Raw genomic sequence first — 24,226 nt, forward strand, 5'->3', positions numbered from 1 at the left:
CGCCTCTACACTGCTTGCTATCGCATGGAGCCTAATTTCGATGACCGAATCATTCACTGCCCTGCCTGAGGTACGACTCCTGATCGACGGCCAGTGGGCCGATGGCGTCGAACGCATCGCGGTGCTCGACAAATACCGGCTGACGCGATGTGCGAACCTGCATCTCGCGTCGCAGGACCAGGTGCGCATCGCGGTGGCGGCAGCGCAGCGTGCCTTTGCGGCATCGACGTTGACGCCGTATGAAAGAGGCGCCGTGCTCGAGCGCGCCGCAGCGCTGCTCGAACGCGATTCGCAGCAGCTCGTCGGCGCATTGCAGACGGAGGGCGGGTTTACGCTTACCGATGCGCAAGGTGAGATCAAGCGCTGTCTGCAGACTTTCAGGCTCTCGGCGGAAGAAGCGCGCCGGCTGGCCGGCGACATGGTGCCGCTCGACGGCGCGCCGCAGCAGGCAGGCCGCCTCGGCTTCACGATTCGCGTGCCGTTGGGCGTGGTGTGCGCAATCACGCCGTTCAACGCGCCGCTCAACACGGTCGCGCACAAGGTCGCGCCCGCGCTCGCAGCCGGCAACGCCGTCGTGCTGAAGCCTTCGACGCATACGCCCACGCTCGCGAATCTGATGGCGTCGAGTCTGCTCGAAGCTGGTTTGCCGCCGGGACTCATTACGGTGGTGCACGGTGGTGCGGAAGTGGCGGGGTGGCTGATCGACGAGCCCGCCGTGCGCTTTTTCGCGTTCACGGGCAGTACCGAAGTCGGACGTTCGATCCAGCAGCGCGCGGGCCTGCGCCGTACGCAGATGGAACTCGGCAGCATCGCGTTTACGATCGTCGGCGATGACGCCGACCTCGATCAGGCGCTGCCGAAAATCGTCGCGGCAGGCTACCGCAAAGCGGGACAGGTCTGCACGTCGATCCAGACGCTGCTCGTGCAACGCGACCGCCTCGCGGAGGTCAAGGCGCGCCTGACCGGACTGGTGGGCGAACTGCGCTTCGGCGATCCACGCGACCCGGCGACGCTGGTCGGCCCCGTCATCAGCCTTGCGTCGGCCGAGCGCATCGAGCGTTGGATCGACGATGCGGTGGCACGAGGTGCAAGCCGACTGGTGGGCGGCGCGCGCGACGGCGCGGTCGTGCCGCCGACGCTGCTGGCCGACGTCGATCCCGCCTCGCAGGTCAGTTGCCAGGAAGTGTTCGGCCCGGTGATGTCGCTCGTGCCGTTCGACACGCTCGACGAAGCGATCGACCGCGTCAACGCCACGCCGTACGGGCTCGCGACCGGGCTCTTCACGAACCGCCTCGACGTGGCGCTGAAAGCGGCGCGCCGCCTGCACGTGGGCGGCGTGCACATCAACGAGACGTCGAGTTCGCGGGTCGATCTGATGCCGTACGGCGGCAGCAAGGACTCCGGCTTCGGACGCGAAGGGCCGCACTACGCGGTGCGGGAGATGAGCGAAGAACGTTTGATCACGCTGAGTACATGAAGGGGACGATGCAATGCCGATGATGAAGGGCGGTCAACTGATCGCCGAGACGCTGGTCAAGGAAAACGTGCCGTACGTGTTCGGCATCTGTGGTCATGGCAATGTCGGGATTCTCGATGCCCTGTACGACGTGCGCGACAAACTGCAACTGATCTCCCCGCGTCACGAGCAGTGCGCGGGACACATGGCCGATGCGTACTTCCGCGTGAAGCACCGTCCGGTCGCGACGCTGACGTCCACCGGCCCCGGTTCGGCGAACATGGTGATGTCGCTCGCCACCGCGCTGGCCGATTCCTCGGCGTTCATGGCGATCAGCGCCAACGTGCCGACGTCGCAGCACAATCGCGGGCCGTTCCAGGAACTCTATCAGCACAACCAGGCGGATTTCGCGCAGGTCATGCGGCCGGTCGTCAAGCGCGCGTTCCAGCCGTCGCGCGTCGACATGCTGCCGCTCGCGCTGCGTCAGGCGATGGACACGATGGTTACGGGCCGTCCCGGTCCGGTGAATCTCGACATACCGTACAACGTGTTTCAGGAAGAGGCCGATGTCGAATTGCCGCCCGCCTCGCAGATCGGCCGCCGGGTGCGGCCCGGCGCGAGCGACGCCGACCTTGCCGCCGTGCTGGATCTGCTCGCCGCCGCGCACAAGCCGGTGCTCTTCATCGGCCATGGTGCGACGCTCGCCGAAGCGGGGCCGGAGCTGGCCGAATTGCAGAAGACGCTGCGCATTCCGGTGATCACGTCGCCGAACGGCATGGGTTGCGTGCCGGCGGACGACACGCTGACGCTCGGCTTCATCGGCCGCAACGGCGCGTATGCCGCCAACGAGGCGGGCCGCCAGGCCGACCTCGTCGTGACGATCGGCACGCGCTTCGACGACCGTTCGTCGTCGAGCTGGCATCCGGGCTACTCGTGGAATTTCCCGAAGACGCGGCTCGTGCACGTAGATATCGATCCGAACGAACTGGGGCGCAACTATGCGGTGACGGTCGGCATCGTCGCCGATGCGAAAGTGTTCACGCGGCAGTTGCTCAATGCGCTGCCCGGCCGTCCGGCGATCGAGGCGAGGCGCTACGCGCCGTGGGCCGAAGAAGTGCTCGGCTGGGTGCGTCAGTGGGAAGCGTTCGTGCGTCCGCACTTCAGCGATTCCACGAGCCCGCTGCGGCCAGAGTTCGTGGTCGGCACGTTGCAGAAAGCGCTTCCCGACGATGTCATTCTGTCGCTCGATTCAGGCGTGCATCACAACTGGTTCATGCAGTTCTGGAAGCCGAAGCGCCCGCAGAGCATGTTGAACAGCTGGGGTTATTCGTCGATGGGCTTCGGCGTATGTGGCGTGCTCGGCGCGCAACTCGCCGCGCCTGACCGGCCGTGCGTCGCGGTGGTCGGCGACGGCGGCTTCACGATGACGCCGTACGTGCTGTGCACCGCCGTCGAATACGACCTGCCGGTGGTGTGGATCATCTGGAACAACTTCGCGTGGGGCGCGATTCGCGATCTGCAATACGGTCTGTTCGATGGCCGCGAGATCGGCACGGCCTTCTACAAGGGGCAAACCGGCGAACGCTACAACCCCGACTTCGCCGCATGGGCGCGCGCGTGCGGCGCCGATGGCATGACCGTCACGCGTGCACAGGACCTTGGCAATGCTGTGGAGCAGGCGCTCAGGAACCGGCGGCCCTGCGTGATCGACGTACACGTGGACGCCGAAGTCAGGCCGCCTTCGACCGGCACGTGGCAGTTGCCGCCGATTCCGTACAAGGAGCCGGTCTACGGCAAGCCGTACATCGCCTGATCACAGATTCACAGCCGCACGCATAACCAGAGAGCAGTCGTTCAACTCATGCTCCACGGCGCCTCGTGACCTTGAAGGCCGGCGCCGCCCCTAAACAGGAGACAGTCATGATTTTCCGCAATCCGCGCGGGCGGGTAGGTGTTCGCTCGTTTCTCGCAATCGCAATGGGTTTGGCTTGCAGCGCCACGGCGCTCGCGCAGGGCAGCGATCCTGTGCGCATCGGACTCATTTATTCGAAGCAGGGCCCCGGCGCCTCGATCGGTCAATTCCTCGAACGCGGCAGCGAGCTCGCACTCGAACAGGCCGGCGGAAAAGTGCTGGGCCGGCCGGTAGAACTCGTGTGGCTCGACGAGCCGAATCCGCAGGTCTCGCAGCAGAACATGCAGAAGCTGGTCGGCGAGAACAAGGTCGTCGCGGTGGTCGGCGGCAATTACAGCTCGTCCGCGCTCGCGATGATGAGCGTCGCCAACCGCGCAAAGATTCCGCTGATACTGCCGGGCGCCGCCGCCAGTGAGATCACCGGCAAGGATTGCAGCCGCTATACGTTCCGCACCCAGGCCACGGTGCCGGTTCAGATCGCCGGCGTCATGCCGTATCTGTCGCAGATCGGCAAGAAGGTCTATTTCCTGACGCCATCGTATGCATTCGGCCAGGACATTCTGCGTTCGGCGCGCGGTCGGCTGAAAGAGAACGGCATGAGCGAAGTTGGTGTCGATGAAGTGCCCGTCAATACCGCGGACTACAGCTCGTACATTCTGAAGATCAGACAGGCGAAGCCGGATGTCGTGCTCGGCGGGCTCGTCGGCGGCGATTTCTCGAACTTCCTGAAGCAATGGAACGAGATGGGCATGAAGGACAAGATCCCGTACGTGGCCGTCGCGGTGACCGACACGGACTTCTGGGACGTGGGCGCGCAGGCATCGGCGGGCATCTACGTGAAGCCCTGGTATTACAACAACCCGAAGAACACCGCAGCCGAGCAGAAATTCACCGCCGACTTCGAGAAGAAATACGGCCGGCCGCCTTCCGACAAGTCGTGGTCAGGCTGGATCGCGATGCGCTCTCTGCTCGAATCGATCAATGCGGCGAAGTCCACGGACTCGAAGGCCATCGTCACCCAGCTCGAGAAGTGGAAGAACACGGACCGCGCTTTCCCGTTCTATTACCGCGATTGGGATCACCAGCTCGTGCGTCCTTCGGTGGTCGTCAAGGTCAAGTCGAAGATCACCGACAAGTACGACTTCTTCGACGTGGTGAGAGATACGTCGAACACCGCGGCCGAGACCGAGAAGGCCTTCGGCGACAAGCAGGAGATCGGTTGCAACATGCCGTCGCTGTAACGTCGCGGCAACCATACGGCAACTGCACGATCAAGGGGGCATCATGCTCGATACGCTTGTTTCACAGTCGGCCAACGGACTGGTACTCGGCTTCATCTACGTGCTGATCGCCGTGGGCCTGTCCATCACTTTCGGCCTGCTCGGCGTGATCAATTTCGCGCACGGCGCGTTCTTCGCACTCGGCGCCTACGTCGCGTACCAGCTCTATCAGATGTTCGGCTGGCCCGCGGTGGTGCTCGCGCCGATCCTGGTCGGCGTGATCGGCATGGTGGTGGAGGTGGTCATCATCCGGCGGCTGTACGGCAAGGAACCGCTGTCCAGTCTCATCGTCACCTTTGCACTCGCGTTGCTGATCGAAGCGCTGATCCGCTTCTTCTGGGGCGCCGACGGCAAGCCGTTCAACCAGCCGGAGTTTCTCGCGGGCATTGTCGAGGCGGGGCCGCTGCTGATCACGAAGTACCGGGTCGCCGTGCTCGTCGCGACGCTCGGCACGCTGCTCGCGCTCGGCGCGTTCCTCGCATGGACACCGTACGGCCGCATTCTGCGCGCGGGCAGCCGCGATCCCGAGATGGTGGAGCTGCTCGGCATCAACCTGCCGCGCGTGCTGACCGGCGTGTTCGGGCTCGGCTGTGCGCTGGCGGCGATCGCCGGCGTGCTGGCCGCGCCGCTGTGGACCGTGTCGCCGTCGATGGCCGCCAACGCGATCATGCCGGCGTTCGTGGTCGTCGCGATCGGCGGTCTCGGCTCGTTTGCAGGCGCGGTGGTCGCGGGACTGGCGGTGGGCATCGTGAGTTCGCTCACGATCCAGTTCCAGCCCGATGCCGCGGCCGCGTCGATGTATGCGCTGATGTTTATCGTAATGCTGTTGCGTCCGCGCGGACTGTTTGGAGAACACTGGGAGCGCTTCGAATGAATACGCGCAGGAATACCGGCACGCCGCTGCGGGAGCGCGGCCATTTCCGTCCGTTGCGTCATCCGGTGGTCACGATGGCGGCCGTGCTGATCATCATCTCCGGGGCGGCGCTCGCGCTGGGCATGCCGATCGACCGCATCACGCAGATCGCGATCTATACGCTCTATGCCGCGGGCACGAACTTTCTGATCGGCTATCTCGGGCTGGTTCCGTTCGGCGCGTCGTTTTTCTTCGGCTGTTCGAGCTATGCGCTGGCCATTGCCTCCGGGGCATGGGGCGGCAACGAAATCACGGGCGTGCTGATTGCCGGGGGCTTTTCGCTGCTGCTCGCGCTCGTGATCGGTGCGCTGATTCTGCGGCGCAAAGGTCTCTACTTCTCGTTGCTGACGCTCGCCTGCTCGCAAATCGCATTCGAGATCGCGTACAAGTGGACCGCGGTGACGGGCGGCGAGAACGGTTTGCAGAACGTGGCGCGGCCGCTGTTCGGATCGGCGCTGGCGTTCCATGCTTTTGCGCTGGTGGTTGTGATCGCGCTGTCGTGGGCGCTGTGGCGCATCGCGCACGCGCCGTTTGGCCGCCTGATGCAGGCGCTGCGCGATAACGAGCAACGCGTGACGAGTCTCGGCTACGACGTGTATACCACGCGGCTGATCGCGCTGCTGATAGCGGGCGGCACGATCGGCGTGGCGGGCGGCCTGATGGCACTGCTGCTGCAAGGCGTCTATGCGAACAATCTGAACTGGGCACACGCGGGCGACCCGGTGCTGATGGCGGTGCTGGGTGGCGTGCATCAGTTCCTCGGGCCGCTGTGGGGCGCGATTACCTTCATCGTGCTCGAAGACCGGCTCAGCGCGATCACGGAAAACTGGTGGCTGTTTTTTGCGCCGGTGATCATCGTCATGGCGCTGCTTTCGCCGGAGGGCATTCAGGGGTTCTGGCAGCGCTTCGGCAAGCGGCCACGCTGGACGCTCACGCGCGACACCATTCCCGCGCGGCCGGCGCGCATCACGCCGTATCGTCCGCTCGATGCGGGCGGCGACGAAGGTGATGGCGTGCTGTCGGTGCAGAACCTGTCCAAGCGTTTCGGTTCGATCGTCACGCAAGACAGCATTTCACTCGACGTGAAGCGCAATCAGCTGCACAGCTTCATCGGGCCAAACGGCGCGGGCAAGACCACTTTCTTCAACATCCTCACGGGCTTCATTCTGCCCGACGAAGGCCGCATCGTTTTCGAAGGGAGCGACATCACGCGCTTGCAGGCGCATAAGCGTGCCCGTCTGGGACTCGCGCGGTCGTTCCAGATTCTCAGCGTATTTCCGAACCTGAGCGCATTCGAAAATGTGCGTGTCGCCGTGCAGGCTGCTCGCAAGCAATGGCGCGGCTTCTGGCTCGACGCATACACGGCCGGGGACGCCAATGAGCGCGTCTGGTCGCTGCTCGACGCGGTCGGGCTGGCCGATCGCGCCGGCAGTTTGTGCGCGGAGTTGTCGCATGGCGAGAAACGTCTGCTCGAAATCGCGATGACGCTCGCCACGAGCGCGAAGCTGTTGCTGCTGGACGAACCGCTCGCCGGTCTCGCGGAGTCGGATCGCCAGGTCGTCGCCGCGCTGATCCGGCGGCTCGCGAGTTCGCATGCGGTGCTGCTGATCGAGCACGACATCGATCGCGTGCTTGCGCTGTCCGATCGCATCACGGTGCTGCACCAAGGGCGGCTGATTGCGGACGGGTTGCCGGCGGACGTCGCGCGTGATCCGCAGGTGATCAGCGCCTATCTCGGCGATTCGGGCACGGCAGACGGCGCCGCGACCAAGGTCGCGCGCATCGACACTGCAGCAGAACCGGCGCGGGCTGCTGCAAAAGCCGCTTCATCTGGCCGTGCGCTGCTGCAGCTCGGACAGGTGAGCGCGGGCTACGACGGCGGGACGGTGCTCGAAGGCGTCGATCTGACCGTGCAGTCGGGCGAGGTCGTCGCGCTGCTCGGCCGTAACGGCGTCGGCAAGACCACGCTGTTGCGCACGATCACGGGGACGCTGCACGCAACGGCGGGCCGGGTGATCTTCGACGGCAACGATGTCAGCGCGATGCGCGCCGATCTGATCAACCGGCTCGGCGTATCGCTGGTGCCGGAAGGGCGTCGGCTGTTCCCCAATCTCACGGTTCAGGACAACCTGAAGATCGGCGCCCGTGTAGGCGGCGCACCGCTCGATGAGATCTGCGAACTGTTTCCCAAGCTGCGCATATTGATGCGTTCGCGTGCGGGCAACCTCTCCGGCGGTGAACGCCAGATGGTCGCGATTGCGCGCGCGCTGATGGTGCCGAGCCGCCTCATCCTGCTGGACGAGCCGTTCGAGGGTCTTGCGCCGGCGGTCGTGCACGAGGTGCGCGAGGCGGTCGTGAAACTGACCACGCGCGCGAGCCTCGTCATCGTCGAGCACCATGCGGAGTCCGTGCTGACGATGGCCGACCGTGCGTACGTGCTCGTCAACGGCAAGGTGGCGTTCGGCGGCAGCGCACAGGAACTGGCCGCCGATACCGCGCTGCAGGAACGCCTGCTCGGCGTGACGGCGGGCGATCCGGAAGAACTGTTGCGGAAGACGGCATGAGCATGACGACGATCGACACGACACACCGCGCGCGGCCGCTCGGCGTGAACACCTATGGCTATATCTGGTCGACGCCGGCGGCCGAGTGCGTGCGGCGGCTGGGCGCGCTCGGCTATCGCGAGTTCGAGCTGGTGCTCAATCCGCCCCACCTCGCACTGGATGAATTCAAGTCCGGCGAGCGCAGGCAGTTTGCCGCATTGCTGACGGCCGAAGGTCTGGTGGCGCGCTCGCTGAACGTGCCGAGCCTGGATCACAACCTCGCGAGTCCGATGCGGCGCATGCGCCAGTACTCGGTCAATCTGTTCATCGACGCGATCGACCTGGCCGCCGATATCGGCGCCACACACCTGGTCGTCGTGCCCGGCCGCATGAGTCCGCTCTTTCCGCCACCGCAGCAGCAGTGCGAAGCGTGGATGCGTGAAAGCCTCGACGCGCTCGTGCCGCATGCCGAGCGGCGTGGTGTGACGCTCGCGCTGGAGAACGTGCCGTTCGCGTCGTTTCCCGATGCCGTGACGCTTGGCGCCTTCGTACGTGGATACGCTTCGGCGTCGCTGGCGGTCTGCTATGACGTGGCGAACGCGCATTTCATCGGCGAGTCGCCTGCCGCGGGCTTGCGGGAATTGCGCGAACTGGTCCGGCTGATCCATCTGTCCGACACGACGCGCGAGACGTGGCGTCATGATGAAGTCGGTCTGGGAGACGTGCCCTTTTCTGAAGTGCCCGCCGCGCTCGATGAAATCAACTTCAACGGAGCTTGCATGCTTGAAATCATCTCGTCGGAACCTGAGCGCGCGATTCGGCGCAGCCACCGGGCATTGACCGCGTTCGGCTTTGCAGAAGCTGAAAAAACTACGCTGAGGCCCGCATGAGCCGCATTCTGGTCACGGGCGCCGCAGGCCTTCTGGGCCGCTTCGTCGTCCGCGAATTGCGCGCGCATGGCTACGACGTGCGCGGCTTCGATCGCCGCGCGGGCGACGCGGACATCGAATGGCTGATCGCCGACGTGACCGACGCCGCCGCCCTCGAGGCGGCCATGCGTGGCGTCGACGCCGTGCTGCACATCGCGGCGGTGCCGAACATCTGGTCCGGCGACGGCGCGACCATCATGCACGTGAACACGCAAGGCACGTGGCTCGTGTTCGACGCAGCCGAGGCCGCAGGCATTCAGCGCGTCGTCTTCTGTTCGAGCGATTCGGTCGCGGGCTACACCGTGCGTGAAGGCAAGATGGTGCCGCCGCGCTATGCGCCGCTCGACCTCGCGCATCCGCTGAACGCGACGGATCCGTACGCGTTGAGCAAAGTCGCGGGAGAGGACATCGCGCGGGCGTATGCGTTGCGCGGTATGTCGGTGCTGGCGTTGCGCACGGTGTTCGTCGCGTATCCGGAGATGGCGGGCGAGATCGTCGCGCGCGCGAAAGATCCGCTCAACTATCACGCGCCGGTGGCGGGCGGTCCCTCGACGGCAGGCGGCGGCCCGCTGCACCACCACATCGACGCGCGCGACCTCGCCCGCGCGTTTCGCCTCGCGCTGGAACTGCCGGTGCGGTCCGGCGAGTTCGATCGTTTCTATCTGTCGGCGAGCGTCACGCTGTCGCCGGAGCCGACCATCGAGCGTTTGCGCCGCCTTCATGGCGACGCGGTCGACATCCGCGACCCCGAGCACTATCGCCGCCATCCGTTTGCACCCCTTTACGACCTCAAGCACGCCGCGACTCGGCTCGGCTTCGTACCCGAGTTCGATCAGCGGCACCTGTTGGCCGGCTTGCCCGGCTTCGAGAAACAATCATGACGACAATCATCCCCGACGATAAGCATTTCCAGAACGCGGCCAGGGAAAAGCAGGCCGTGACACGCAACCTCGCCGAGCTGCTGTGGGTGCAATACCCTGGCCACTTCAATCAGGCGCTTTCGAAAGCGATCGTGACGCCAGACACGGTGGGCAGCCGTTTCTTCGATCACCGCATCTCATGCTACGAGCCCGGCGCTTATGTCGAGAATCATGTGCACAAGGTGCAGGAGCAGATCTATCACGTGCTGTCGGGCGAAGGCATGCTGGTCGTCGACGGCGAGCAGCGTCTGGTTCGCGCGAACGACGTGACCTATATCCCGCCCGGCGTACAGCACGAATTTCACTGCACCGGCACGGACACGCTGGTCTTTCTGGTGATCACGAGCCCGCCGACCGACGAGGAACCGCAGCCGCGCTGAGGCTGCACAACGAGAGAAGACGATGAAGAAGATTCTGGTTACCGGTGCGAGCGGCTGGCTCGGCACCGAGATCGTGAAAGCACTGCTCGCACGCGGCGATGCAGTGGTCGGCACCGACATCGTGATCAGCCCGGCGGCGACCGCGCTCGCCGCGCGCTATCCGGCGCTCACGCTGGCCGCGGCGGACCTGTGCGAGTGGCCGCAAGTATTGCGTCTGATGCACGACCATCGTCCTGACGCGGTGATTCATGCGGCTGCGATCGTCGGCGTGATTCAGTGCGCGGACATTCCGATCAAGGCGAATCGCGTCAACGTGGAAGGGTCGATCAACCTCTTCGAAGCGATGCGGCTCGCGGGCGTCAAGCGGATCGTGCATGTCAGCACAGAGGAGACGTACGGCGACTTCACCGCGCCGTCGATCGACGAAGATCATCCGCAAAAGCCCGTCAGCGTGTACGGCGCGACGAAGCTCGCGGTCGAGCATTACGGGCGCATGTACTCGCGCGATCACGGGCTCGAATGCATCAACGTGCGCACCTGCTGGGTCTATGGGCCGCATCTGCCGCGCCTGCGCGTGCCGCGCACCTTCATCGAAGCCGCGCTGCGCGGCGAGGCGCTGCATGCGCCGGACGGCGCGCAGCTCGCGGTCGATCAGGTCTACGTTGCCGACACCGTGGCGGGTCTGCTGCTCGCGCTCGACAAAGAGGCGCACCGTTTCGACAGCTACAACGTTGCGACGGGCGTTGCACCGACGATCGCGGACGTCGCAGAAGCCGTCAACCGGGCGATCCCCGGCGCGCGCATCACCGTGGGTAGTCGCGGCCCGTACCGGCACGGCGGCACGGTGCTCAGCGCGAAGAAGGGCGCGCTCGACATCAGCCGGGCGCGCGCCGAACTGGGGTACGAGCCGCGCTACGACTTGCAGCATGGCATCGAAGCCACCATCGAAGAAACCCGCGCGGCGTTTGCGCGCCATACCGCGTAGCACCGTTACGCATCGATACGCAAAAGGGAGACAGGCAATGAACAGCATCAAGCCATTGGCGCTGGTGTTCGGTGGATCGCGCGGCATTGGCGCCGCATGTGTCGATGTGCTGGCGCGCGGCGGTAGCGACATCGCATTCACTTACGCGAGCCAGTCCACGGCGGCCCGCGAACTGGAGGACAAGGCGAGCGCGCACGGCGCAAAAGTGCGTGGCTACCGCGTGGATATCTGCGACGCGGCTGCCGTGAACGCAGTGTTCGCCGACATCCTGCGCGACTTTGAGCGCCCGCTGCAAGCGGTGATCGCGAACGCCGGCATCAACGTGCCGCCCGCGCCCGTCGCGCAATTCGGCGATGACGATTTCCGGCGCCTCATCGAAGTGAACCTCGTCGGCGCGTTTCATGTGCTGCGCGCCGCGGCGCGCGAGGTGGCCGACGGCGGCTCGATCGTCGCGCTGACCACCTCGCTCGTGCGCCACGCGGTGCCGGGCGTGGGCCCGTACAGCGCGACCAAGGCGGCGGTGGAGTGCCTCGTACGGTCGATGTCGAAGGAACTCGCGGCGCGCAACGTGCGCGTGAATGCGGTGGCGCCAGGGCCGATCGACACCGAGCTGTTTCGCGCCGGCAAGACTGACGAAGCAAAGCAGCGCTCGGCCAGCATGAGCCCGCTGAACCGCATCGGCACGCCCGAGGAGGTCGCGGAAGTGGTCGCGTTCCTGGTCTCGGGTAAAGCGTCGTGGGTAGACGGCCAGATCGTGCAGGCCAACGGCGCGCTGGTGTGAATGTCCGGACGTACAGAGATGCAGACACGAAACCGTATCTATCCGCCGGCCGACGAGACCGTTGACGTACTAGTGGTCGGCGCGGGCGGCGCGGGGCTCGCGGCGGCGATCGCGGCGGCCGAGGCTGGTGCGCGCGTCGTGCTGTTGGAGAAAAACGAGGCGCCGGGTGGATCGACCTCGTGGTCGATCGGCTCCGTGAGCGCTTCGCAGACGCCGCATCAGCGGGCCCAGGGCATCGCGGACACGCCGCAAGCGCACTGGGAGGACATGCCCGGCTTCGCGGGCGATCTCGCCGACCGCGACAACGACGCGCTGCGCCACGTGTTGTGCGACGCGATGCCCGACACGTTCCAATGGCTGCTCGATAGCGGCATCCGGTTCATGGGACCGATGCCCGAGCCGCCGCATCGCGTGCCGCGCATGCACAACGTTTTGCCGAATTCGCGTTCGTTCATCTATCACCTGTCGCGGCGCGCGCGCCGCTGTGGCGTGGAGATTCGCGTCCGCGCGCGTGTGACGGAACTGGTGCTGGAGGAGGACGGAGTACGGGGCGTGCTCGTCGACAGCGAGAGCGAAGGCCGCCCGACTCGGCGTATCGACGCCCGCGGGGGGGTGATTCTCGCCGCGGGCGACTTTACCAACAGCCCCGAACTGAAGGCCCGTTTCATGGGACCGCAGGAGGCTAAAGTCGCCGCGGTGAACCCGACCGCCACCGGCGACGGCCAGCGCATGGCCGAGCGCTGCGGGGCGCAGATCGTCAATGGCGACCTCGCGCTCGGCCCGGAGATCCGTTTCATCGCACCCGCGAAGGAGAATTTCGTGCGCCGTCTGCCGCCGTGGCGTTCGCTGGCCGCGGTCATGCAATGGTCGATGAAACATGTTCCCGACGTGATTCTGCGGCCGTTCCTCATGAAGTTCCTGACCACCGCGCTCGCACCCGCACTCGCGCTATTCGAAGACGGCGCGCTGCTCGTCAACGCGCGTGGCGAACGTTTCTGCGACGAGTCCGACAAGCCCGCATACCGCTTGCCTGATCAGCCGGGCGGCGTCGGCTATATCGTCATCGACGGGCGTATCGCCGAACGCTATTCCCGCTGGCCGCATTTCATTTCGACCGCGCCGGGTGTCGCCTACGCATATCTCGCCGATTACCGGCGCAACCGTCCGGATATTTATCGCGAGGCCAATACCGTCGAAGGGCTCGCGCGCATCACGGGGATGGACGCCAACGCACTCGGCGCGAGCATCGCGGGCACGTCGTCGGGCATGAATTCACTCGCACGTGCGCCGTTCATCGCGCTCGGGCCGGTGCGCGCGGTGTTCGTGCATAGCGAAGGGGGGGTGCGCGTCGACGCTCAACACCACGTGATCGACGTATGCGGACAGCGCATTGCGGGTTTATATGCCGCCGGTTCGACTGGGCAGGGCGGTTTGCTGCTGAAGGGGCACGGGCACCATCTCGCGTGGGCATTCGCTTCGGGGCGGCGCGCTGGACGGCTTGCCGCGGCGGCCTCGCGCCGACCCTCGGAGCGGACCACTAAGGTCGAAACCGCATGAGGGCCGTCATGGAAACATCAGGTTTCGACGCCTTGCATTGGAAGGTCGTCGAATTCGACCCGCTCGGGTGCGGGCGTATCGAGCGGCGACATCGAACGCACGCCTTGCCACGCGTTGCTGCCGATCAGTGTGCGCACGACGTGCTTGAGTTCGTCGCGCACGATCGCCGCGGCTTGCGACAACTTTTCCGGCCCGAGCGCGTACAGGTAATTGCGTCGCACCATCTCGGCGTCCGAGATGCGCAGGCAGCGCCATTGCTCGGGCGCGTTCTGCAGCGCATACACCGCGGCCATCGGTTTGATCGTTGCGCCGATGCCATCGGCCACGCAGTGCATCAGCAGCGGCAGCGAATCGATTTCCGCCACTGCGTCGACGGTCAGGTTCACGCGGTCGAACTCGAGTGTGATGCGCCGGCGCAGGCCGTGTCCGGGGCTAGGCAAGATCAGCGGCAGCTTCGCCAGTTCGTGCAGCGTGATGTCTTTGCGGTGTGGCGCGATCATCTGGCTGTCATGCGGCAGGATTACGAACAGTTCTTCCTCCGCCAGCAGTTCGACCGTGAGATCCAGCGCGGCCGTCGTGCTGAACAGGATCGCGAGGTCGAGTTCGCCGAGGCGGGTCATATGTTCGAGGTGGCCCGAGAGTGCCTCGACGACATTGAGCACGATGCCGGGATATTTCGCGTTCAGATGCTTGATGAGCGGCAAGCCGAGCGCGCACACCGTGGTCGGGGCCATGCCGAGATTGACGCGGCCGCTCACGTTCGAATGCTCGCGGCGCGCGACCGATACCGCCTGATCGAGCTGGCGCAGGATGAAACACGCATGATGGTAAAGCGCTTCGCCGTTGTCGGTCGGCCTCACGCCGCGCGACGAGCGCACGAGAAGCGGCTTGCCGACTTCGTCTTCGAGCCGGGTCATTTGCTGGCTCAGCGCGGGTTGCGCGATGAACAGTTGCCGCGATGCTTTCGACAGGCTTCCGCTCTCGACGATCTGCACGAAGTACTTCAACTGACGCATGTCCATGTGTGATCCCTGTGCGGAGCAGCGAGTGTTCCGCACGTCTCCTTTACTGGACGTAACCCCATGTCGATTGCAAGTCTGATTTTTGCAAATGAGGACCAGGTCGAACTGCCGATCGAACTTCGGCAGTTGCGCTATTTCGTCCGTGCGGTGGAACTAGGAAGTATAAGGCGGGCCGCGTCCGAATTGGGAGTGGCGGTTTCCCTGCTCGGTCAGGATCTCGACAGGCTCGAAGCGCAACTGTCGACGCAGCTGTTGCGCCGCACGCGCAGCGGGCTGATTCCGACTGACGCCGGTTTCGCGTTTCTGCGCCACGCGCAATTGACGCTGCAGCATGCCGTCGAAGCCGTGGAGGCCGCGCGGCAGAAGCGCCTCGTGGGACACGTGAGCGTCGGCCTGCCGCCGAGCACCGCATCGGTACTAGGCGTGCCGCTCGTCATGGCGATGCGCGAGCGGCACCCCGAATTGCGCGTGCATCTCGTCGAAGCGCTGTCGGGACATCTCGCGGCGATGCTCGACGCGCGGCAGCTCGACCTGGCGCTGGTCGCGCGCGGCAACGCCACGCGGCGCTGGCGTGTTCGTCCGTTGATCGACGAGCGTGTGTACCTGCTTGGCCGCGCGGACTTGCCGGGCTTTCCCGCGGTGGAGACGCTAAGTCTCGCCGACCTCGGCGATCTGCCGCTGGTGATGCCGAGCGGCTCGCACGGTTTGCGCGCGTTGCTCGATCTCGCGTTCGAGCGGGCGGGCGTGCAGCCTCATATCGCGCTTGAAATCGACGGTCTCGCGTTGCTGATGGACGCCGTGTGCGCGGGCCTCGGTGCCACGCTGCAGCCCGGTTCCGTGGTGTGCCGTGAACCAGGCCGCCCGTTGCGGGCCTTGCTGATCGCCGACCCGGATGCGCGCAGGCAAACGTTGATCGCGAGCCAGTCCGAGGATGAACTATCTCCCGCCGCGCTTGCCACCCGGGTCGTGATCGCGGATGTCGCGCACGAACTCGCGGTGGCCGGACGCTGGCCCGGCACCACCCTGCACGACCTGAACACGGGAGGCGACGAACCATGATCGATGTGCTGGTAATCGGCGGCGGCAATGCCGCGTTGTGCGCCGCCTTGATGGCGCGCGAAGCGGGCGCGAGCGTGGTGCTTCTCGAAGCCGCGCCGCGTGAATGGCGCGGCGGCAATTCGATGCATACGCGCAATCTGCGCTGCATGCACGATGCTCCTCAGGACGTGCTCGTCGATGCCTATCCGGAAGAGGAGTTCTGGCAGGACCTCCTGAAAGTCACCGGCGGCGCGACCGATGAAAAACTGGCGCGGCTGGTGATCCGCGCGTCGTCGACCTGCCGGCCCTGGATGCGCCGGCACGGTGTGCGCTTTCAGCCGTCGTTGTCGGGCGCGCTGCACACGGCGCGCACTAACGCGTTCTTCATGGGCGGAGGCAAGGCGCTCGTCAACGCCTACTATCGCAGCGCCGAAGCGCTCGGCGTGCGCATCCGCTATGACGCGCGCGTGGAGCGGCTGCAATTGCGCGATGGCCGGTTTGTCGCGGCGTGGGTGGGCGATGAGCGTATCGAGGCCCGCAGTTGCGTGCTCGCCGCCGGTGGCTTCGAATCGAATCGCGAGTGGTTGCGCGACGCGTGGGGCCGCAATGCGGCGGGGGAATGGCCCGCCGACAACTTCATCATCCGGGGCACGCGCTTCAATACGGGAACGTTGTTGCGCTTCATGAAGGATGCCGACGCCGACATGATCGGCGATCCGACCCAAGCGCACATGGTGGCGATCGACGCGCGTGCGCCGCTCTACGATGGCGGCATCTGCACGCGTATCGATTGCGTGTCGCTCGGCGTCGTGGTGAACCGCGACGCCGAGCGCTTCTATGACGAAGGCGAGGATTTCTGGCCGAAGCGCTACGCGATCTGGGGCCGGCTCGTCGCCCAGCAATCTGGCCAGGTTGCGTATTCGATTATCGACGCGAAGGCCGTGGGACGTTTCATGCCACCGGTCTTTCCCGGCACGAAGGCGGAGTCGCTGCCGCAACTGGCGCGCGCGCTCGGCCTCGATGAAGCGCGTTTCATGCGGACGATGAACGCTTACAACGACGCCTGCCGTCCGGGCAGCTTCAATCACACCGTACTCGACGATTGCACGACAGCTGGACTCGCACCGCCGAAGACGCACTGGGCCCGGCCCATCGACACGCCGCCGTTCTTCGGTTATGCGCTGCGGCCCGGCGTGACGTTCACCTACCTGGGACTCAAGGTCGACGAAACAGCGGCGGTACGTTTCGGCGGCGAGCCGAGTGCGAATCTCTTCGTCGCGGGCGAAATGATGGCCGGCAATGTGCTCGGCAAGGGATACACGGCCGGAGTCGGCATGAGCATCGGCACGGCGTTTGGCCGTATCGCCGGCACTCAGGCTGCGCGGGCCGCACTGGAGGAGCGTCGACATGCAGCAGCTTGAAGCGTTGACCCGTGAAGCCGCCGCGCTGGGCGAGGGTAAGGCGAGGGTGATCCCGATCCATGCGTTGTCCCGTGATGAGGCCGAGGTCGCACGCGTTTTGCAGATCTGCAATGCGTGCCGCTATTGCGAGGGCTTTTGCGCGGTCTTTCCTGCGATGACGCGCCGGCTCGAATTCGGCAAGGCCGACATTCACTATCTGGCCAATCTCTGCCACAACTGCGGAGCGTGTCTGCATGCGTGTCAGTACGCACCGCCGCATGAATTCGCCGTCAACGTGCCGCGCTCGATGGCGCAAGTCCGCGTGACCACTTACACGGATTACGCGTGGCCGTCCGCCTTCGGTGCGCTGTACAAGCGCAACGGGCTGGTGCTTGCGCTCGCGCTGGTGCTCGGCTTCACACTGTTCATGACGTTGGGGCTGGCCGCGAACGGCACGCTCTGGGGAACCGTGAACGGCAGCTTCTACGCGATCTTCCCGCATAACCTGCTGGTCGCGCTATTCGCGCCGGTGTTCGTCTTCGCGGCGCTCGCACTCGGTGTCGGCGTGCGCCGCTTCTGGCGGCAGGAGGAGGTTGGTTCGCCTTCCGGCGCCGCATTGAGTGAGGCCGCGCATAACGTGTTGTCGCTCAAGTACCTGGACGGCGGGCACGGAGAAGGATGCAACAACGCGGACGACGCCTTCACGCATGCGCGCAGACGCTTTCATCACCTGACGTTTTACGGCTTCATGCTGTGTTTTGCCGCTACGTCGGTGGCGACGTTGTATCACTATGTGATGGGATGGTCCGCACCGTATGACTTCGTCAGCTTGCCGAAGTTGCTGGGCATGTCGGGCGGAATTCTACTGGCGGTGGGCACGGCTGGGCTCTTCGTGCTCAATCTGCGACGCCATCCGCTGCAGCAGGACCCCGCACAGCGTCCGATGGATCGCGGCTTCATCGCGTTGCTGTTCCTTACCGCTGCGAGCGGCCTCGTGTTGATGCTGACGAGAGGCACTGCCGCGCTTCCGTTGGCCCTGTGCGTCCACCTCGGTTGCGTGATGGCGCTGTTCGCGACGATGCCCTACGGCAAGTTTGCGCATGGCATTTTCCGGTGCGCGGCATTGCTGAAATGGGCGATCGAACGGTGTCAGCCGAACCGGCTGCAACTTGGGGATGATTGACGGGGCGCGCAGGAATCACCGCATGGATATGCTCAAGCGCGAGGACGCGAGCGCCGCAACCTCACGAGGCCGTTTGTGCTTCGTTGCGCGTTGCGTTGCCACTCGATGACCCACCGTGCGAATGTCACGTGCCGGCCGGACCATAAGGCCATGCTACGCAGCTTTCACGAACGCTCGGCCTCGCCGTTTACCGCAGTCTCGACAGTCACGCGTTCGATAGCCTTGAACGTTGCGAGGCGCGCCGGATCGGCGCTCGCCGATGTAATCAGACGCCAGTCGCGCTCGATGGGCGTCCAGTGTTGCTGACGTGCGCGGCCTAGCTTGTCATCATCGGCGAGCACGAAGATTTGCGCCGCCCGTTTGATGATGCAGTCTTTCAGATAGGCCTGCTCCGCGCTGGCTTCACACAAGCCGAACTCGGCAACCACGCCATCGGCGCCAAGGAACGCCTTGTCCACGCTCAGCCGGCTGAGCGTCAGCTCGGCAAGCGGTCCGAGCGTGCTCATGCTCGAACTGCGCAGGTCGCCGCCGATCAGCGTCAGGTGCACGCCCGGCGCACTGGCGAGCGTCATGACAGCGAGCAGGTTGTTGGTCACGACGCGCAGATCAAGCCGTGAGACCAGGTGCCGGGCCAGCGCGGCACACGTCGTGCCGCCGTCGAGCAGCACGGTATCGCCGTCATGCACGTGGGCCGCCGCGGCCTTGGCAATCGCTTCCTTCTGTTCGCGCTGCGTCGACTTGCGTTCCTCGAGCGACGCTTCCGGCTCGTGCGAGCCGATCAGCGCCGTCGCGCCGCCGTAAGTGCGCACCAGCCGGCGCTGGTTGGCGAGCGTCGTGAGGTCGCGCCGGATCGTCGCTTCCGATACGCCGAGAGCGACCCCGAGCTCTTCCACGTTGGCGTCGCGGGTCAGGATGAGATCGAGGATCGCGCGGTGGCGTTCGGACGCTTTCATGTTTTTCGTCATGCGTGAACAAGGCTGCCGATGTTACACCACGGCGCCGCGCACCACGCGAGGCAATCACCCGCGGCGCGTCGCGAGTTCGGCGCCTTGGCGCAGTGCTTCGAGCAAACTGCCTTCGTCGGCGATGCCCTTGCCCGCGATGTCGAACGCCGTGCCGTGATCCACCGACGTGCGGATCACTTCGAGCCCGACCGTCACGTTCACGCCGGCTTCGAGTCCGAGCACCTTGACCGGGCCGTGACCCTGGTCGTGATACATCGCGACGACGAGATCGAAGTCGCCGCGGCCGGCGCGGAAAAACAGCGTATCGGCGGGCAGGGGGCCGGTCACGTCGAGGCCGCGCTCCTGCAATACCTTGACCGCCGGAATGATCTTTTCCTCTTCCTCACCGTAGCCGAACAGGCCGTTTTCGCCCGCGTGCGGGTTGATGCCGCACACGCCGATGCGCGGTCGCTCGATGCCGGCCTTGATCAGCGTGTCGTTGCCGCGCTCGATCGTGCGTTGCACGAGACCGGGTTCGATCTTGCGGATCGCGTCGATGATGCCGATGTGGGTCGTCACGTGAATCACGCGCAGTTGCGGCGCGACCAGCATCATCGAGACTTCGTCGACGCCCGTCAGGTGCGCGAGCATTTCCGTGTGACCCGGAAACTTGTGGCCACCCGCGTGCAGCGCTTCCTTGTTCAGCGGCGCCGTGCAGATCGCGTCGATCTGTTTGGCCTCGGCCAGTTCGACTGCGCGCGCGATATAGCGGTACGCTGCATCGCCCGCGACGGCCGACAGCTTGCCGAACGGCATGTCGGCAGGAATCAGGCCGAGGTCGATACAGTCGATCGTTCCCTGTTCGTAACGCGCTTCGGACGCTTCCTTGATGCGCCGGATCTTCGCGCTGCCGCCGACAATCACGTTCGCCTGTTCGAGCCGGCCCGCGTCACCGATCACGAGCGGACGGCATTGCTGATAGACGGTGTCGTGAGTCAGGCTCTTGACGACGATTTCGGGACCGACGCCGGCGGCGTCGCCCATCGTGATGCCGATGACAGGAAGATAGTTGCTCATGATGTTTTGCCCGAATCCTTGATTGCGTTTGTCTTGCGTACTCGATCGCATGAAGTGCCGCGATCAGATTGAATGGTGTGGGACTGCGCCGGCGCCGGCTTCTTCGTGAAGATAGTTCCATGCCGCGTACAGCGCGTGATCCGTGCCGAACGCCCCCGCTTTCGTGACGACCCGCAGGTGTTGCGGAACGTTTGCACCGACCGGGCGCCCGACCGCAACCCCCGCTTCGATTTCCGCGAGCAGCTCCAGACCGCCGATGCCGACCGTGCCGAGCATTGCCCGCGCCGTTTCACCGCCGGTCGCGACGAGGCCGCCCAACGCGGCAAAATGCGGCTTCGCGAGCGCGGCCAGCGCGGAAGAAAGCAGGGCGCCCTCGGCGGCGTCGAATGCGTCGTCGCGGCCGATGCGCAGCAGCAGATCAGCGCGTTCGCCCAGCGTCGCGGCGATGCGCGCCTGCCAGGCGGGCCAGTCCGCGTGGCGCTCCTGTTGACGCAGCACGGCGGGCGGCACGATCAGTTCATGCACGTGGCCGCGTTCGCGCAGCATCGCGCATTGGCGTTCAGAGACGGCCGACAGACTGCCCACGAGGATCAGCACCGGCGCATCGTGCGCATCGTGCGTGGCGTGCGTCGTTCGTTCGTGCCGCGCGTGGCCGTCGAACAGGCCCGGCAGGCTCGCCATTTCGCGCGCAAGGCCGCCCGAGCCGACCCAGAACAGCGGGGTATCCATGCGTGTCGTGACCTGCGCGAGCGTGAGCAGGTCATCACCCGTTTCCGCGTCGACGATCAGCGCTTGCGTGCCGCTTGCCGCAGTTGCCGCGATCCGCCTGGCCAGTGCGTCGCCGCCCTGGCGCAATGCATCCAGATCGAGATGGGCGCTCGACAGGCCGGCTTCGGCCAGCATGATGCGCGGCTCGGCCGGGCGACCGGCGTGTTCGAGCTTCCACGTATCCGTCGTGTCGAGCGGCTTGCCATGCACGATCACATGACCGCCGCGCAACGTGCGGCCGGTGGCGGGGAACGCCGGCGCGACGATGGCGAGACCGGCGAGCGGCTGCAAGGCGGCGACTTCGGCGGCCCAATTGCCGCGCAGTGTCGAATCGATTTTCTTGTACAGGCGCCGGCCCGGCGCGTGCAGCGTGCTCCAGACTTGGGCCGTGCGCACGCCTGCTGCCGCTGGTGTGAGGCGGCGCGTGTCGGTATCGGCGGCGATCACGTCGGCATCGAGCGAATCGACGGCGTCGAGCGTGACCACCGTGCGATATCCCGCGCTCGCGAAGCCGATGGCGCAATCGGCCGCGCCGGACAGATCGTCCGCGATGATCAGCATGCTCATCGTGCAAGTTCCCCTGCCTTGCGGCGTTCAGGTATCCGTTTGGCGACGGCCGCGGTGAGGAGCGGCGAAAGTATCGCGGTCACCACCACGCAGGCGGCAACGAGGAGTGTCGCGCTTTTCGCCGCTTCCGCGTAGACCGGATTGGCCGCGGCGATGAGCGCCGGCACCGCCGCCGCGTTGCCCGCTGTATTGGCGGCCGCCGTGCCGGCTACGCCGGTGCCGCCCGTCAGGCGGTCCACCAGGTAAAGCGGAATGCCGGTCACGATGACAACGGCAATGCCGAGTCCGATGCCGAGCAAGCCGGCTTGCCAGACCTTGTGCAAATCGAGACTCGCGCCGAGCGCCAGCGCGAAGAACGGAATCATCACCGGCACGGCCCTGCTGAGGAAGTCGCGCATCTCGCGATCGAGATTGCCGAGCAACATGCCGACAGCGAGCGGCAGGATGCTGCCGACCAGCGTCGGCCACGGGAACGCGGACAGGCCTGCGACACCCAGCGTGACCATGGTGAGAAACGGTCCCGACTCGAGCGACATGATCGTGTAGGCGCCGACGTCTTCCGAGCGGCCGTACTGGCCCATCAATGCCATGTAGAGTCCGCCGTTCGTGTCGTTCATCGCGGCGACGACGGCGAGCGTCGAGATGCCTGCGAACAGCCCCGACGAGATCGGCTGTTCGCCGAGAAAGTGGCCCAGTACGACACCGGCCACGACCGCCGCGCCGACTTTCGTTGCGAGCAAGGCGCCGCCTTTCTTGAGCAGATAGGGGGTGGCCTTGACATCGATGCTCGCGCCCATGCACACGTAGAACACGGCGAGGATCGGCAGCGCGCCGGTGAACAACGCGTTGGTGAACGAACCGAAGAACTTCGGCATGCCGGGCAGAAAAGTCGCCACCAGCGATCCGAGTAGCAGCGGCACGATCATCATCCCGCCGGGTACGCGCTCGATTGCGCGCTTTATATGTATTTGGGCCATGCGAGTCTCCTGATTGATCGGCAGAATGATCGAATCAGTCACTATTTTGATTGAATCGATCAAATTGGATGGTACCTCTTCGCTCGGGAATGCGCAAATCGAGCATTGTTTTGATCGATTCGCGCAGTGCGGTGATTTCAGGAGGAGCGGACCTGGCATCGGCGAGGGCGCCGGTTTTCTTCGGTCGCGGATGTCCGCACGCGTTGCCCGGCGTTGCAGGCAATGAGGCACCGGGAGGAGGTAGATCGTGCTGCAGGGAAGCCGAACTAGTGAGGCGGGCGCGTCATTCGTGAGACTCAAAAATCCAAATTGATGGCCTGCCTGGACTTGGATGATGGTCCATCGCTAAGGCCTGAAACCGGCCAGAAGACGCTTTTGAAATATCGTGTCGGCTTCGTTCGTGGCGTGCATTAACCGCGTAGAACATGGTGAACGATACCTTCTGCAAGCTGCCGTGGCTCGTCGAACATGGTCGCAAGCTCAAACAACATGACAAACAGGCAGGCGTACGAAATTTTTGGATACCTGTCGATGAGTCGCACGATGGCCGGAGCGAATCGCTCCATGATCGGTCTTCGCGTTACCACCCAGGTCACGCCGACGCCGAGGATCATTCCTGCCAGAACGTCGCTCGGATAGTGCAAGCCTAGATAAACGCGCGGAATACTGATAAGGAAGATGCAGTGCAGCAGCGCGACCACGCCCATCCATCTGGAGACGAGAAATATTCCCATCGCGACCGCCGCCCAGATCATGGCATGGTCGCTAGGAAACGAACTCCAGGTTCGAAGAACCGCTTCCGGAGCGGCCGCTATCGGAAACGTCAGGCCGAGGCTCGGGTCGTAGAGGGGGCGTTGGCGGAAGGGCAAACCGTAAGCGAGAACCCTGCCGATGAAGAGTGCCAGCAAACCGCCCAGCACGGTGGCAACAACCATCTCCCGTTGCCACTGCCGACGCTCCCTTGTGTCGAACCAGATGGCACACAGCATGGCTAGTGGCAGCACACCCTTGAACAGGTAGAAGTCCGCAGCGAGCCTGACTGCGTGGTTGAAAGACTCCGAGTGCATCGCATGGTGTGTGACGACGGTCAGTATTGACGAGTCGAAGCTGTTCATGATTTGGCCTTGGCGGGGCATGTTGATTTACGAATCGCCTACGTGTCGGTGGAGGCGGCCAGTTGCAACGGAACGCGAACTGAACGGTATGCTTGCACTTCGCAATTCGTTAATATGTTTGCGAGCGTACATCCGTTCATAAAATTGTCACCTGCGGGTTTTTCTCCGTGACATCGTTGGGAACCCCCGGTTACAGGCGGCACCGCTCATCCTTGGCGTTGGCATGCCAGATCTGCGGCGCGCCAAGAGGGCGGCCGGTTTGGAAGCGGCTATGTTCTGAACCACAAGCCGCCGCATGATCAGTCGGCGTCGTAGGGTAGTGCGCGACAATCGCCAGGCACCTTGATATCGACGCGGGCCGCGCTCGCGCGGCGGACAAATCCGCAGAGTGCCACGCAAGCAATTTGTAATAGACGCGGCAGTCGCGCGAAGGGCTGCAATGTCTTCGACGTCGTATCCAGAGCGCGCCCCGGCGGCCC

At 65.0% G+C, this 24,226-nt stretch carries 20 protein-coding genes; 14 read left to right on the plus strand and 6 right to left on the minus strand.

The features are described from left to right. Positions 1 to 40: 40 nt before the first annotated feature. The 11 genes from PQQ53_RS04055 to PQQ53_RS04105 all read left to right on the plus strand — a co-directional run bounded on the left by PQQ53_RS04055 (position 41) and on the right by PQQ53_RS04105 (position 13,656). Positions 41 to 1,477 carry an aldehyde dehydrogenase family protein gene (locus PQQ53_RS04055; RefSeq protein ID WP_408141147.1) on the plus strand — a complete coding sequence of 479 codons (1,437 nt, stop codon included), beginning with the start codon at positions 41 to 43 and terminating at the stop codon, positions 1,475 to 1,477. A gap of 13 nt (positions 1,478 to 1,490) precedes the next feature. Then, a complete protein-coding gene (locus tag PQQ53_RS04060) occupies positions 1,491 to 3,269 on the plus strand; it encodes a thiamine pyrophosphate-binding protein (RefSeq protein ID WP_408152224.1) in 1,779 nt (592 codons plus the stop codon). Positions 3,270 to 3,376: 107 nt separating this feature from the next. Then, positions 3,377 to 4,609 (plus strand): ABC transporter substrate-binding protein, encoded by a 1,233-nt coding sequence (locus PQQ53_RS04065; protein WP_408152225.1) that lies wholly within the window; start codon positions 3,377 to 3,379, stop codon positions 4,607 to 4,609. Positions 4,610 to 4,652: 43 nt separating this feature from the next. After that, positions 4,653 to 5,522 carry a branched-chain amino acid ABC transporter permease gene (locus tag PQQ53_RS04070; RefSeq protein WP_408141150.1) on the plus strand — a complete coding sequence of 290 codons (870 nt, stop codon included), beginning with the start codon at positions 4,653 to 4,655 and terminating at the stop codon, positions 5,520 to 5,522. Continuing rightward, the gene (locus tag PQQ53_RS04075) at positions 5,519 to 8,125 is read left to right on the plus strand and encodes a branched-chain amino acid ABC transporter ATP-binding protein/permease (RefSeq protein WP_408323332.1); all 2,607 of its coding nucleotides are present in this window, start codon (positions 5,519 to 5,521) and stop codon (positions 8,123 to 8,125) included. The genes PQQ53_RS04070 and PQQ53_RS04075 overlap by 4 nt, the downstream gene beginning before the upstream one ends. Continuing rightward, complete coding sequence (locus PQQ53_RS04080) at positions 8,122 to 8,994, plus strand: sugar phosphate isomerase/epimerase family protein (RefSeq protein ID WP_408141152.1); 873 nt, start codon at positions 8,122 to 8,124, stop codon at positions 8,992 to 8,994. The genes PQQ53_RS04075 and PQQ53_RS04080 overlap by 4 nt, the downstream gene beginning before the upstream one ends. Continuing rightward, complete coding sequence (locus PQQ53_RS04085; protein ID WP_408152227.1) at positions 8,991 to 9,914, plus strand: NAD-dependent epimerase/dehydratase family protein; 924 nt, start codon at positions 8,991 to 8,993, stop codon at positions 9,912 to 9,914. The genes PQQ53_RS04080 and PQQ53_RS04085 overlap by 4 nt, the downstream gene beginning before the upstream one ends. Then, complete coding sequence (locus PQQ53_RS04090) at positions 9,911 to 10,333, plus strand: cupin domain-containing protein (protein WP_408152228.1); 423 nt, start codon at positions 9,911 to 9,913, stop codon at positions 10,331 to 10,333. The genes PQQ53_RS04085 and PQQ53_RS04090 overlap by 4 nt, the downstream gene beginning before the upstream one ends. A 22-nt stretch (positions 10,334 to 10,355) precedes the next feature. Further along, a complete protein-coding gene (locus tag PQQ53_RS04095; protein WP_408141155.1) occupies positions 10,356 to 11,318 on the plus strand; it encodes an NAD-dependent epimerase/dehydratase family protein in 963 nt (320 codons plus the stop codon). A gap of 37 nt (positions 11,319 to 11,355) precedes the next feature. Beyond that, the gene (locus tag PQQ53_RS04100; RefSeq protein WP_408141156.1) at positions 11,356 to 12,099 is read left to right on the plus strand and encodes an SDR family oxidoreductase; all 744 of its coding nucleotides are present in this window, start codon (positions 11,356 to 11,358) and stop codon (positions 12,097 to 12,099) included. An 18-nt stretch (positions 12,100 to 12,117) separates the two neighbouring features. Beyond that, on the plus strand, positions 12,118 to 13,656 hold the full coding sequence (locus tag PQQ53_RS04105) for an FAD-dependent oxidoreductase (RefSeq protein WP_408152229.1): 1,539 nt from the start codon (positions 12,118 to 12,120) through the stop codon (positions 13,654 to 13,656). Positions 13,657 to 13,673: 17 nt separating this feature from the next. On the opposite strand, the gene PQQ53_RS04110 is transcribed toward PQQ53_RS04105, so the two are convergent. After that, positions 13,674 to 14,678 carry a LysR substrate-binding domain-containing protein gene (locus tag PQQ53_RS04110; protein WP_408141158.1) on the minus strand — a complete coding sequence of 335 codons (1,005 nt, stop codon included), beginning with the start codon at positions 14,676 to 14,678 and terminating at the stop codon, positions 13,674 to 13,676. A gap of 111 nt (positions 14,679 to 14,789) precedes the next feature. Here PQQ53_RS04110 and PQQ53_RS04115 point away from each other — a divergent pair, with 111 nt between their 5' ends. Genes PQQ53_RS04115 through tcuB form a run of 3 tightly spaced genes read left to right on the plus strand, consistent with a single transcriptional unit; the run spans position 14,790 to position 18,299 of the window. Then, positions 14,790 to 15,737 carry a LysR family transcriptional regulator gene (locus PQQ53_RS04115; RefSeq protein ID WP_408152351.1) on the plus strand — a complete coding sequence of 316 codons (948 nt, stop codon included), beginning with the start codon at positions 14,790 to 14,792 and terminating at the stop codon, positions 15,735 to 15,737. Continuing rightward, positions 15,734 to 17,137: an FAD-dependent tricarballylate dehydrogenase TcuA gene (gene tcuA, locus PQQ53_RS04120; RefSeq protein WP_408141159.1), complete on the plus strand. Its 1,404-nt coding sequence runs from the start codon at positions 15,734 to 15,736 to the stop codon at positions 17,135 to 17,137. Before PQQ53_RS04115 ends, tcuA begins: the two co-directional genes overlap by 4 nt. Next, complete coding sequence (gene tcuB / locus PQQ53_RS04125) at positions 17,124 to 18,299, plus strand: tricarballylate utilization 4Fe-4S protein TcuB (protein WP_408152230.1); 1,176 nt, start codon at positions 17,124 to 17,126, stop codon at positions 18,297 to 18,299. The genes tcuA and tcuB overlap by 14 nt, the downstream gene beginning before the upstream one ends. 164 nt (positions 18,300 to 18,463) lie before the next feature. Here the strand turns inward: tcuB and PQQ53_RS04130 are convergent, their stop codons facing one another. From PQQ53_RS04130 to PQQ53_RS04150, 5 genes are all read right to left on the minus strand, one after another. After that, positions 18,464 to 19,252 (minus strand): DeoR/GlpR family DNA-binding transcription regulator, encoded by a 789-nt coding sequence (locus PQQ53_RS04130; RefSeq protein WP_408141161.1) that lies wholly within the window; start codon positions 19,250 to 19,252, stop codon positions 18,464 to 18,466. A gap of 66 nt (positions 19,253 to 19,318) precedes the next feature. Continuing rightward, positions 19,319 to 20,320 carry a 4-hydroxythreonine-4-phosphate dehydrogenase PdxA gene (pdxA, locus tag PQQ53_RS04135; protein ID WP_408141162.1) on the minus strand — a complete coding sequence of 334 codons (1,002 nt, stop codon included), beginning with the start codon at positions 20,318 to 20,320 and terminating at the stop codon, positions 19,319 to 19,321. Positions 20,321 to 20,383: 63 nt separating this feature from the next. After that, the gene (locus tag PQQ53_RS04140; RefSeq protein WP_408152231.1) at positions 20,384 to 21,655 is read right to left on the minus strand and encodes a four-carbon acid sugar kinase family protein; all 1,272 of its coding nucleotides are present in this window, start codon (positions 21,653 to 21,655) and stop codon (positions 20,384 to 20,386) included. Continuing rightward, complete coding sequence (locus PQQ53_RS04145) at positions 21,652 to 22,632, minus strand: 2-keto-3-deoxygluconate permease (protein WP_408152232.1); 981 nt, start codon at positions 22,630 to 22,632, stop codon at positions 21,652 to 21,654. Before PQQ53_RS04145 ends, PQQ53_RS04140 begins: the two co-directional genes overlap by 4 nt. A gap of 410 nt (positions 22,633 to 23,042) precedes the next feature. After that, positions 23,043 to 23,747: a phosphatase PAP2 family protein gene (locus PQQ53_RS04150; protein ID WP_408141165.1), complete on the minus strand. Its 705-nt coding sequence runs from the start codon at positions 23,745 to 23,747 to the stop codon at positions 23,043 to 23,045. Positions 23,748 to 24,226 lie beyond the last annotated feature (479 nt).

Origin of the sequence: Paraburkholderia strydomiana (assembly GCF_046030495.1) — a bacterium.
Classification (GTDB): domain Bacteria; phylum Pseudomonadota; class Gammaproteobacteria; order Burkholderiales; family Burkholderiaceae; genus Paraburkholderia; species Paraburkholderia strydomiana_A.